Below are 11,888 nucleotides of genomic sequence, written 5' to 3'. Positions count from 1 at the left end.
GGCTAAAAGCTCATAAATCTCCCTCTCATGTCAGACATTTTACGTTATCATGCCGAACAGCTTTTTGCACAGGAGCTGGAAGAATTGAAAAAGCAGGACTCCGGAAAGCGCCCGCACAACTGGTTGTTAACGCCCCAGTCGGTGGTTACCTACCTGATTGGCGGGAAATTGAAAAACGGATTTGAAGTCACCCCTAAATATATTGGCAGCAAACGCCTGATGGAAATCGCCGTAGCCACCCTGGCCACCGATCGCGCGCTGCTGTTATATGGTTTACCCGGTACCGCCAAAAGCTGGGTGAGCGAGCACCTGGCTGCTGCTATCAGCGGCGACTCAACCTTGATTATACAAGGTACTGCCGGCACCAGCGAGGAAAGTGTCCGCTATGGCTGGAACTATGCCCGTCTGCTGGCAGAAGGCCCTTCTCCCAGAGCGCTGGTGGAAACGCCGGTGATGCGTGCTATGAAAGACGGTAAAATTGCAAGAATAGAAGAACTCACCCGTATCGGCGCGGATGTACAGGATACCCTGATCACCATCCTGTCTGAGAAAACACTGCCGATTCCGGAACTGAATACAGAAGTGCAGGCTTCCAAAGGATTTAACGTGATTGCCACGGCCAACAACCGCGACAAGGGTGTCAACGAATTATCCAGCGCGTTAAAACGTAGGTTCAATACCGTTATATTACCTGTCCCTGATTCTATGGAAGAGGAAATTGATATTGTGAGAAGAAGAGTAGAAAGCTTCGAGAAAGTGATGGAGCTGCCGGCAGAAAAACCGGCGCTGGAGGAAATCCGTCGCATCGTTACCATCTTCCGTGAGCTCCGTAACGGGGTAACATTGGACGGCAAAACCAAGTTGAAGTCACCTGGAAGCACCCTGAGTACCGCAGAAGCTATCTCTGTGGTTAACAATGGGTTAGCACTGGCTGCTTATTTTGGAGATGGAACCCTGAACGCTGCAGATCTGGCCGCTGGCATCATTGGTGCAGTAGTGAAAGATCCGGTGCAGGATAAACTGGTGTGGCAGGAATACCTGGAAACAGTGGTAAAAACGCGGGAAGACTGGAAAGATGTCTATCGTGCCTGCAGAGATCTAAACTAATGAAAACCACTGGTACCAAGCAATAGCGCCGAAGAAACGAGCACCGTAAACGCCCCGTAACCATACAAAAAGGCATGGGAATAAACAGGTGCTCTGACAACAAGGGAAATCGCTTTTACTTAGTACTAATTGCTAAATAACATCTTATAATAAATTAATAATCAACAATTTATGATTATTTTATTTTAGGGAGATAAAATAGCGGTCATCTGCTTATAAAGCCACCTTTTGCCCAATGGCAACTGTTAGTTTTTAGTGCTAAATGCTGATCATCTTCTTACAATAAAATTATCAGCTACGCTTGGTAATTATTGTTTATTAAAGAGATAAACAGTTCTTTATTTATCTACAGTAAAATATTAAGTAGCTATTTACGCTGATATTTTCTGGAAGATAAAAAGCCCATCATCTACCTGTAATAAAATATTAAGCGACCAATTGGTCAGGATATTTTTCGGGAGATGATGACCGCAGAGGATATATTTTTTTACGATTAAGCACCACATATGTCCGTACATATTTTAGGTATCCGGCACCACGGACCTGGTTCTGCCAGGAATGTAAAAGCTTTCCTCGAAGAGCTGCAACCGGATATTGTGCTGATAGAAGGTCCTCCGGAGGCAGATGCTTTGCTGCAATGGGCTGGTCACGAAGACTTGCAGCCACCGGTAGCGATTCTCGCCTATCAACCTGATAGTCCGCAGAAAGCCTGCTTCTACCCGTTTGCAGCCTTTTCTCCGGAGTGGCAGGCTATGTTATACGCCAAACAGCACCGCATACACGCCCGCTTCATGGACCTTCCTCTGGCACATGTATTCGGAATGGAAAATGAGGAAACGGCGAAAGCAACCGGAGCAGCAGACCCCGAAGCCGCTGATAATAATGCTTCCACCGCCCATGCGGCGAAACGGCTACACAATAGCCAGGACATCGCAGAAGCCCCGGCTTTACTCCCGGCCCATGATCCTATATCTCACCTGGCCGCTGCGGCTGGCTATGATGATGGGGAACGATGGTGGGAACATATGTTTGAATATCGCCTGGAGCAAACGGCCGTTTTTGAGGCCGTGAATGACGCCATGGCAGCCCTCCGCGAAGAACTCCACCGGAAAGAAGACCGGAAGGAACAACTCCGGGAAGCATGGATGCGTAAATGTATCCGTCAGGCGGAAAAGGAAATGTTTCAGCGGATTGCCGTGATCTGTGGCGCCTGGCATGGACCGGCGCTGCAAAACATGCCCAAACAAAAAGACGATAACGACCTGTTGAAAGGACTCCCCAAAGCCAAAGTGGAATGTACCTGGATACCATGGACGTATAGCCGTTTGAGTTACGAGAGCGGTTATGGCGCCGGCATTCCTTCCCCCGGATGGTACGAACATATCTGGGAACATCCCACCGATGACGGCACCCGCTGGATGGCGGGCGTAGCCAAACTATTCCGGGAACAGCAGCAGGATACGTCCGTAGCACACGTAATGGAAGCCGTGAGGCTGGCTAATGCGCTGGCATCATTGCGACATTTCGCCCGGCCCGGTTTGGAAGAGCTAAATGAGGCTACCCTTAGCGTGTTGTGCAACGGAGAAAGTATTCTCATGCAACTGATCCGGTATGAACTCATTGTACGCAACCGCATCGGAAAGGTACCACTGGAAGTGCCTACTCCACCCCTGCAGACGGATATCGCCAAATGGCAAAAGAAATTACGGTTGCCGCAAACGGCCGATTTCAAAGACTATATCCTGGACTTACGTAAGGATACCGACCTGGAAAGAAGCGTTTTCCTGCACCGCCTGCAACTGTTGGATATCCACTGGGGTAAACGTAGCGAAATATCCGGGAAAGGTACCTTCAAAGAACAATGGCGCCTGCAATGGGACCCGGCGTTTTCGATCGACATTATCGAAAAAGGCAGCTGGGGCAATACGGTAGCCGAAGCCGCTACCCGTTATGTCACCAATAGCGCAGAAAACACCGCCACCCTTCAACAGGTCTGCAAAATGCTGGCCTCTGCAATTCCAGCAGAACTGCCTGCCGTAGTGGAAGTATTGATTCACCGGATCAATAACCTGGCCGCTGCTTCCGGTGATGTGTTACAGCTGATGGAGGTGATTCCTTCGCTGGTGAACATCAGTCGCTATGGTAACGTCCGGAAAACAGATGCCGCCCTGGTGAATGGCATCACAGAAAGCATGATTGGCCGCATCTGTATCAGTTTGCCGGCTGCCTGCACGGCGGTAGCGGAAGACGCGGCACTCGCCCTGCTGGACCTTTTTTATGCCATGAATGACGCGATCAGCCTGCTGCAACAAGCCCCGCTGACCAGCGCCTGGCAGGAAACGCTGCAAGCCATTTCCAGAAATGAGCAATCGGCACCCATGATTGCCGGCTACGCCACAAGGCTGTTATTCGACGCAAAAATCCTGCAGGAGGATGCCCTCAGCAAAGCCTTCAGTGTATCCATGTCCGTTGCCAACCCACCCGCGTTGGCCGCCGCCTGGCTGGAAGGATTTCTCCGGGGCAGCGGAACCTTACTGCTGCTGGATGACAGCCTATGGGGAATGGTGCATCATTGGGTTTCTCAGCTGGAAAATGATATTTTCATACAGGTATTGCCGTTATTACGCCGCACCTTTTCTAACTTTACCGCCCCGGAAAGAAAAAAACTGGGCGACAAAGTAAAGAATGGTGGCAGCAGTAATAGCATAAAAACCACTACCAGCGGGGGCCTCGACGAAGATCGCGGCGCCAGGGGTATTCCGGTAGTGATGCAGTTACTCGGATTGGATGACTCAAAATTGTTAGCAGATGGAGCATGAAGAACAGATTCGCAGGTGGCGGCTGGTGCTGGGAGGATCTCAGAATGATGGTACCGGCTTTTCGTTAAATAAAACGGACCTGCAGGTAGACAAAACACTGGAAGCCTTATATGACAGCACCCGGCAGGGCGGCTTAGGCCCCTCGTCACCCAATGTAAGCCGCTGGCTGGGCGACATACGCAACTACTTCCCCTCCTCTGTGGTTCAGGTCATGCAACAGGATGCACTGAAACGCCTCAACCTTACCCAGATGCTCTTCGAAAAAGAGATGCTGGAAAACGTAGAAGCAGATGTTCACCTGGTAGCTACCCTGATGACATTGAGCCGGGTCATCCCGGAAAAAACCAAAGACACTGCCCGGCAGGTAGTCCGGAAAGTAGTAGATGAACTGATGAAGAAACTGTCGCAGCCCACGCAACAGGCCATCAGCGGCAGCTTAAACCGCAGTGCGCGTAACAGGCGCCCTCGTCATCACGAAATCAACTGGCACCTGACCATCCGGAAAAATCTGCAACACTACCAGCCCGCCTATCAAACCATTATCCCGGAAACATTGATTGGATATGGTCGTAAGCGGTCTGCCCTCAAAGAAGTAGTGTTATGCCTGGACCAGAGTGGTTCGATGGGCACCTCAGTAGTATATTCCGGCATCTTCGGAGCGGTCATGGCATCTATTCCTGCCCTAAAAACACAAATGGTTGTTTTTGATACTGCCGTTGCCGATCTTACGGAAGAATTACAAGACCCGGTAGAATTACTGTTTGGCGTTCAGCTCGGCGGTGGCACTGATATCAACGCCGCATTAAAATATTGCGGACAAATTATCAGCCGGCCCACCGACACCGTATTGGTACTGATCACCGATCTATTTGAAGGCGGTGACGAAAAAAACATGCGCAAACGCTTTACCGACCTGGCAGCAGCAGGGGTGCAGGTAATCGTATTACTGGCACTAAACGATGAAGGCGCTCCCAGCTATGATCACGAAAATGCACAATTCCTCGCGAACCTGGGCATACCGGTATTTGCCTGCTCTCCGGATAAATTCCCGGATATGATGGCCATGGCACTAAGCAAACAAGATGTTGCGCAATGGGCCGCAAAAGAAGATATTGTGCTGAAAAAATAATGAATCTATTTATACCTTATGCCGTACAACAAGGAAGACATACTACCGCTGCTTGAAAAACTGAACTTGACTATCTATGAAAACAATGAACCTATTAGAACCGGGGTAGCTTTCCTTACTGGACAAACTTTACAACCTCCCCTGTTTAACAACCCGGAGGAGGCCCGTACCCTCGGACTATTTATCCAGTTGCTGCAGGTACCGGAACATTGGAACGACAATGACCGGCTGATACTTCAGCTTATTTCCTCACCCGACACCTGGAAGGTGTGCCAACCACTATTTTTATCCCGCATCGTCCCCATGATGGACCTGCCGGGAACTTCCTCATCCATTGTACTGCGATTCAGCTATTTTACCAGCTTCCTCCAACAAAGAGGCTGTACACCACAGGAAATAGGCTCTCAACTTATCAGCTACTCCGGCGATGGCAATAACTTCGACCTCGCGCCACTGAAATTTACGCCCCTGCGTAAATTTTTACAGGACCTGATCAAAAGCGCCGAGCGACATGTCATAGACGACTACCTCGCTACCTGGAAACCTAAAAACTGGAATTCCCTCTTCTATCGTCTGCTGGCTAAAGGCCATCCGGAACGGGAAATGGAATACCTCGAAAATATGTTGCTTCCTGCAGGTAATCTCCCTGATCAGCATGAATTATCAAAAGCATTATTACAAAATAATGTGGCCAAATATGAGCCGCTGATAGAAAGAGCCGCCGAAGAAGCCTGGCTACGCCCGGATATTGCCTCGGCGCTGCATAGCTATCATCTGCTGGCGCATCATCTGCCGGAACGATTTGAGCAAAGGCTCATCAGCGTAGCATACGATTACCTCGATATGCCCACTACCGGCATCGAAGACCGCGCCCTGACCGGCTCACTCGTAACAGGTTTGTGGATACCTGATGTATCGTCATCCGGCATACTGGCAATCCGCACCCTGCTGCAAAAAGACCAGGCAAAGCTGTTGCCTTACCTGGATAATTATCTGGGAGAAAAACGTTATCTGCACCCGGATACCTTCCAGCTGCTGGTAAATGAACTCGGAGAATCCGCTGTGCCGTTGTTGCTGAATGCACTCGGGAACGACTACGATGCCCGGGTAGTATTACCAGCGCTGACTCAGTTACCGGCTGCCTTGTATATAGAACAGCTATGGCCGTTTGTATACCATAAATTAAAATCTGTTCGTTCGCTCGTTGCCGTTGTATTGGCGCAACATCCGCTGGCCATGGAGCGGGCATCCGAACTGGTGCAAAGTACCAAGGCAGATCAACGCCTCACAGGTGTGCAAATTCTCGTCCGACTCAACAATCCGCAGGCAATCACCTTACTGCAACAGATACTGCAGAAAGAAGTGAACGACGATGCGCGTGACCTGATGCTGGAAACATTGAACGACCATACCATTACTGGTGAAGATGATCTCACCATAGTAACACAACTGGTGGCGTATGCGAAAAAACGTGGTAAGCTGTCCAGACCGGTAGAAAAATGGCTGGACGACAGCAACATGCCACCACTCTACTTATTGAGCGGCAACATCGCCTCCCTGGATATGGTACGATTCCTCTTTTACCGTATGAGCCGCACCAAAGAAATTGTGGCGGATATGGAAGTCCAACCATTCCTGCGTTTGGTAGACCGTACCCGCAGCGGGGATTTCGCTAATCACCTCTTCCAGTTTTATATCGACAGAGGCGGCGATGCCAAATACAAATACCTGATGACGCTGGCGGCATTAGTAGGTGATGACGCATTGGCCGCAAACCTGCGCGTGGCGCTGCAATTCTGGATTGATACGAAGCGTCTCAAAATGGCCGAACATGGAGTGGGCGCACTGGCCCTCCATGGTAGTAACCAGGCGTTACGCATGGTAGAATACCTGTCGCGTAGATACCGCAGCCGCAAGCCTAATGTAGGCGCCGCCGCCCTGGCAGCCCTGCAACAAACCGCTGCCGCAAGAGGGATGAGTCTGCACGACTTAGGCGACTATATCGTTCCTGATTTTGGTTTCGATGGATTATACAAATCCTTTGAAGTGAAGAAGGATGTTTACCGGGCATATCTGGATCGTAATTTCAAACCGGCTTATCTCAATGATAATAACCGGCAGCTGAAAGCAATACCTGCTGCCACGCCACCTGAAATAAGGGAATCGTTCAAAGCCTTGACCAAAGAAGTGGCGGAAACAGTGAAATCGCAGACGCCCCGTATGGAGCACTTCCTGGTCACACAACGGAAATGGCGTACCACACAATGGCAGCAATTCTTCGGACAACATCCGGTGATGTCTGTATACGCCAGCCGTTTGGCCTGGGGACTTTTTGATGAAGAAGATCAACTGATCACCTCCTTCTACCGCGGGGAAGACGGCCGCCTGCTCACGCTGGCAGATACCGTTATCACACTGCCGGAAAGTGCCTCCGTACGGATGCTTCACCCGATTTATCTCGACGCTGCTACTTTACAACAGTGGAAACAAAAGTTTACTGCGCTGAACATTACACCGGTCTTTCCTCAATTGGAAAGACCGGTGGCTGCGTTATCACCGCAGCAAGCTTATAGCACGCTGGTGCACGACTTTGAGGATATTTCCCTGGAAAGCAATATCCTGAATCAGTACATGGAAAAGAAAGGCTGGCAGCTGAGTGAAGGTAGTGATGGCAAATTTGTATATGCCTATCATAAAATTGACGATGAACATCAGCTGGAGGTGATTGTGGAAATGAGCAGTATTTCTAATGAAGATAGCTTCCGGTACAAATTAGGTAAGCTGTACTTTATAGATAAAACCAAAACGCAGCAACGTTGGTTCCGCAGCACCGACAAAGAAGCGGTAGACTGCCTGCTGCCATTGAAGAATGTGCCGCCGGTGTTTTATTCGGAAGTGATGACGGATATCTCGATCTCCCGCGATCAGACCGCATTGGTGTAGCTTTTTTAAAATCACGGAATTTTATTTGTATTTTTTCGCTTTCACCAGTGAACATGAACAATTAAAATCCGACGTATGTTAAAACTACGCAACACCCTGGCGGGGGCTTTTATGCTGCTGCTATCAGCTGGCACCCTGTCCGTTCAGGCCATTCATATTATTCCGCAACCGTCGGAAGTAAAGACGTTGTCCGGCACCTTTACATTATCCGGCGCCACTACTATCATTCCAGGTAAGAGCGCCGGCGAGGCTAATCAGCTGCTACAAACCCTGCAGGAAACATATGGACTTTCCCTCTCGCTGAAACCCACAGCCAAAACGGACTTCATCCGTTTAACACTAAATGAAAAATTAAAACAGGACCTCGGTACAGAAGGCTACCAGCTGCTGGTACAACCTGCCGGTGTTACCATTACTGCCGCTACCAATGCAGGTATCTTCTATGGCATCCAGTCGCTGCGCCAATTAATCGTGGCTAACGGAAACGCCTGTACGGTGGAAGCCGTATCTGTGAAAGACAAGCCCCGCTTTGGTTGGAGAGCCTTTATGCTGGATGAAGGCCGTTACTTCAAAGGTGGAGAAACCGTGAAACACCTGTTGGATGAAATGGCGTTGCTGAAAATGAATATGTTTCACTGGCATCTCACCGATGATCAGGGCTGGCGCATAGAAATCAAAAAATATCCCTTGCTCACCACCGTGGGAGGCAGAAGAGATTCCACACAGATAGGCAGCTGGGGCAGCAAAAATTTTGATGGCAAAGTGCATCAGGGCTTCTATACCCAGGAACAAATCAAAGACATTATTAAATATGCGGCCGACAGGCACATCACCATTGTACCGGAAATAGAGATGCCGGGCCATTCCAGCGCCGCTATTGCCGCCTATCCGTGGTTAGGTACCAAGAGCGAACCGATTAAAGTACCAGGCACCTTCGGGGTACATTACGACGTATTTAATGTTAGCAATCCTAAGGTTGTTAGCTTCTTACAGGATGTACTGGATGAAGTAATTGCGTTGTTCCCATCTAAAGTAATTCATATTGGCGGGGATGAAGTAAAATACAATCAATGGAAAGAAGACGCGGGTGTACAATCTTACATGGCTGCCCATAAACTGGCTTCTCCAGCCGATTTACAGATCTTTTTCACCAACAACATTTCCAATTACTTGTCGAAGAAAGGCCGTCGTATGACCGGCTGGAACGAAATTATGGGTAGCAAGCTCCATGAATTTACTGATAGCAAAGATGTAGCTGCCACTGAAAAACTGGCGCCGGGCACCATTGTTCAGTTCTGGAAGGGAGAACTCAACCTCATCACAGATGCGGTGTCCAAAGGATATGATGTGGTAAATTCCTATCATGCTGCTACTTACCTGGATTACAGCTATAGTGATATCTCTCTGGAAAAGGCCTATAGCTTCGATCCTATTCCTGCAGGATTAGATCCAAAATATTATTCAAAAATACTGGGTAGCGGCTGCCAGATGTGGGGCGAATGGATACCAGATAATAAAGCGATGAATCACCAGGTATTTCCAAGACTGGCGGCCTATGCAGAAGATGGATGGACGCTGCCTGCCAACAAAAACTTTACACAATTCCAGGAAGCGTTGCAATTCTTCTATGCACGCTGGGATAAGGAAGGTATCGGTTATAATAAATAAGGCATTTATAAAAAAAGAGGAAGCGACGGATGAAAGCAATCACTGCTTTTGTTCGTCGCTTCCTCTTTTCAGCAGGATAACGTCGTTCATTTCAATGGTAACAACTTCAGCGTATCACCGTCCTGTTTCAGGCCATACAGGATGATCCCCATCGTATTCGCCGTTAGTGCATCTGACGCGCCTTCCCGATAAACCGGATAAGTACGGACAAGGTTTTTTCCTTTGATGGCGAAGCTATCCTGTCCGCGGTAAGCTGCCTGCTCCATCGTGTCAATCGCCGATACATCAATACGGACAACAGGATGCTGCAGCTCAAAGGCATAAATTCTTCCATAATGCCCGGTTCCTTCAGACAACATGGTGCAATAAATTTCCGGTTGGCCGTTTCCGTTCAAATCGGCGATCAGCAGGTTTCTTAGCGCTCCTTTCACATCTCTTTCCACGATACTGTCGGCTATGGTGGTGTCTTTTTTTGAACCAACAGCCAGGTAGAGATCGCGCATATAGCCGTTGCCTTTGGTGATCACCGCAATACGGTAATCACCGAAGATGGTATCCCGTTCTACAGATGTACCATCCAGTGTGTTGGGAGTAACGGGGTGCTTATTGGCAGAATCATGTGCCGCCTGCTCTGCCTTATTCTGCATAGGGCTGTTACAGGCGAAAAGAGTTGCCACTACAAGGAAACCGGCCATACTTATTTTATCGTACCACATAGCTGCTATTTTTTCATTAAAGATACCGGAGAAAATCATACCTCCATGTGGAATGCGCTACAAAAGCAGTGCCTTCCCTGGCAACGCTGAAAGCCCTGTTTTGTGTCCCACTTTCCACTGATTGATGGACAATATCCACAGTGCTGACGCTATGTTTCAGGCCGGCAAAAAAGCCACTGAAGTATGTTTCAGGCGATTATAACAAATACGGCCATATAGGCTAAAAAAGCACGATATCTGCTTATATCATCTCTGAACATAAATCTTTATTATATGAAAAACCTTCCGGCTACTATTGGATTCGTGATAATACTTGCCCTGCTTGTTTTCTTCAGGGGAAATCCGGACCGTGCTGTGCAGGCTGCTCCGGCAAATGATCGCGCTAATATTGAAATTTTCCAGCAGGATACGGTTCCTCCTACACCGCTGGATACTACCATGAGACATCATCGGAATAAGGAAAGGAAAAAAATGGATACAACGTGGAGGCACCGAAGGGATACATTGTAAAGCTGAAAGCATAAAGCATAAAGCAAAAAGCCATTGTAGCGAGTGATTACAGCGAATATTAATACGCTTTGATCACTCGCTACAATGGCTTTTTGCTTTATGCTTTATGCTTTATGCTTTCAGCTATTTCTCCAGTGTGCCAAACAAACCATTTTTATAGTCTGCCATGGCCTGTTCAATTTCTTCTGCGGTATTCATGACAAAATTATCTTTAGCTGCTACAGGCTCATCGATAGGTTCCGCGCATAGATAAAGGATGCGGGTATTTTCAGTAGCGGTGATATGAATGTCTGCATTCTCATCATCTTTATCAAAAACAATGAGGTGGTATCCACTTACATCAGTACCATTCACTTTCAGGCCACCATCCACTACATAGAGCAACGTCCAGTATCCACGTGTAGCCGTTAATGTTACGTCCTTTCCGGCATCTATGTTTCCCCAGATGGCGGTAACAGGTGTGAAATTTTTCAGCGGTCCTTTTCTGTCTTCATACTCGCCACCAATGAGGGTCAGGTGCACACCTTCTTTCACTGCTACCGGCGGCATTTCCACGCCTTTGATATATTGATACCACGGTGCTTCACCTTTATGGGCGGCGGGTACGTTAAACCACAGTTGCAGCAGTTCATAGTTGCCTCCTTTCTCCAGGAATTCAGCAGAGGGACCTTCACTGTGCAGGATACCTTTTCCGGCAAACATCCATTGTACGTCACCGGCGGTAACAGTCATGGCGTTACCGGCATTATCGCGGTGATAGCCCTGGCCCTGCAGCATAAAGGTAACTGGTGCAAAACCGCGGTGAGGGTGCGGATGCAGGCGGTCTTCCGGTGATCCCGGCGCGAAATACTTCTCCGGCATATGGTGCACCACAATAAACGGGCTGGCAAACCGGAACTGCATAGTGGGTAAGGACTGCCGCACCACTTCGGTATCTGTAATATGTTTTTCGCGTCCTTCCAGGACGTGGAGTATTTTCTTCTCCATAAAAATTTA

Annotated in this window: 8 protein-coding genes; 6 read left to right on the top strand and 2 right to left on the bottom strand. The window is 48.7% G+C overall.

Translation table 11 applies throughout. The features are described from left to right. Positions 1-27: 27 nt before the first annotated feature. The 5 genes from AC1DFM_RS11060 to AC1DFM_RS11040 all read left to right on the top strand — a co-directional run bounded on the left by AC1DFM_RS11060 (position 28) and on the right by AC1DFM_RS11040 (position 9,666). Positions 28-1,107 carry an ATP-binding protein gene (locus AC1DFM_RS11060; RefSeq protein WP_477076786.1) on the top strand — a complete coding sequence of 360 codons (1,080 nt, stop codon included), beginning with the start codon at positions 28-30 and terminating at the stop codon, positions 1,105-1,107. 506 nt (positions 1,108-1,613) lie between these two features. Then, positions 1,614-3,926 (top strand): DUF5682 family protein, encoded by a 2,313-nt coding sequence (locus AC1DFM_RS11055; protein WP_477076785.1) that lies wholly within the window; start codon positions 1,614-1,616, stop codon positions 3,924-3,926. Next, positions 3,916-5,055 carry a VWA domain-containing protein gene (locus AC1DFM_RS11050; protein ID WP_477076784.1) on the top strand — a complete coding sequence of 380 codons (1,140 nt, stop codon included), beginning with the start codon at positions 3,916-3,918 and terminating at the stop codon, positions 5,053-5,055. The genes AC1DFM_RS11055 and AC1DFM_RS11050 overlap by 11 nt, the downstream gene beginning before the upstream one ends. Positions 5,056-5,073: 18 nt before the next feature. Continuing rightward, a complete protein-coding gene (locus AC1DFM_RS11045) occupies positions 5,074-7,998 on the top strand; it encodes a DUF4132 domain-containing protein (protein ID WP_477076783.1) in 2,925 nt (974 codons plus the stop codon). A 75-nt stretch (positions 7,999-8,073) separates the two neighbouring features. Further along, positions 8,074-9,666, top strand: coding sequence for a beta-N-acetylhexosaminidase (locus tag AC1DFM_RS11040; RefSeq protein WP_477076782.1), 1,593 nt, complete (start codon positions 8,074-8,076; stop codon positions 9,664-9,666). A gap of 86 nt (positions 9,667-9,752) precedes the next feature. Here AC1DFM_RS11040 and AC1DFM_RS11035 read toward each other — a convergent pair whose 3' ends face one another. After that, complete coding sequence (locus AC1DFM_RS11035; RefSeq protein ID WP_477076781.1) at positions 9,753-10,382, bottom strand: hypothetical protein; 630 nt, start codon at positions 10,380-10,382, stop codon at positions 9,753-9,755. 273 nt (positions 10,383-10,655) lie between these two features. On the opposite strand from AC1DFM_RS11035, the gene AC1DFM_RS11030 reads away from it, so the two are divergent. After that, on the top strand, positions 10,656-10,892 hold the full coding sequence (locus AC1DFM_RS11030) for a hypothetical protein (protein ID WP_477076780.1): 237 nt from the start codon (positions 10,656-10,658) through the stop codon (positions 10,890-10,892). 123 nt (positions 10,893-11,015) lie between these two features. Here AC1DFM_RS11030 and AC1DFM_RS11025 read toward each other — a convergent pair whose 3' ends face one another. Then, positions 11,016-11,879 carry a pirin family protein gene (locus tag AC1DFM_RS11025; RefSeq protein ID WP_477076779.1) on the bottom strand — a complete coding sequence of 288 codons (864 nt, stop codon included), beginning with the start codon at positions 11,877-11,879 and terminating at the stop codon, positions 11,016-11,018. Between the last annotated feature and the right edge of the window lie 9 nt (positions 11,880-11,888).

This window comes from Chitinophaga sp. 05T412, assembly GCF_056396465.1.
Note: the sequence above shows the minus strand (reverse complement) of the source record. Positions and strands in the feature narration are given on the sequence as shown.

Coding starts and splice junctions, on each gene's coding strand:
- AC1DFM_RS11060 (WP_477076786.1), top strand. CDS start 28: ATGTCAGACATTTTACGTTATCATGCCGAACAGCTTTTTGCACAGGAG.
- AC1DFM_RS11055 (WP_477076785.1), top strand. CDS start 1,614: ATGTCCGTACATATTTTAGGTATCCGGCACCACGGACCTGGTTCTGCC.
- AC1DFM_RS11050 (WP_477076784.1), top strand. CDS start 3,916: ATGGAGCATGAAGAACAGATTCGCAGGTGGCGGCTGGTGCTGGGAGGA.
- AC1DFM_RS11045 (WP_477076783.1), top strand. CDS start 5,074: ATGCCGTACAACAAGGAAGACATACTACCGCTGCTTGAAAAACTGAAC.
- AC1DFM_RS11040 (WP_477076782.1), top strand. CDS start 8,074: ATGTTAAAACTACGCAACACCCTGGCGGGGGCTTTTATGCTGCTGCTA.
- AC1DFM_RS11035 (WP_477076781.1), bottom strand. CDS start 10,382: ATGTGGTACGATAAAATAAGTATGGCCGGTTTCCTTGTAGTGGCAACT.
- AC1DFM_RS11030 (WP_477076780.1), top strand. CDS start 10,656: ATGAAAAACCTTCCGGCTACTATTGGATTCGTGATAATACTTGCCCTG.
- AC1DFM_RS11025 (WP_477076779.1), bottom strand. CDS start 11,879: ATGGAGAAGAAAATACTCCACGTCCTGGAAGGACGCGAAAAACATATT.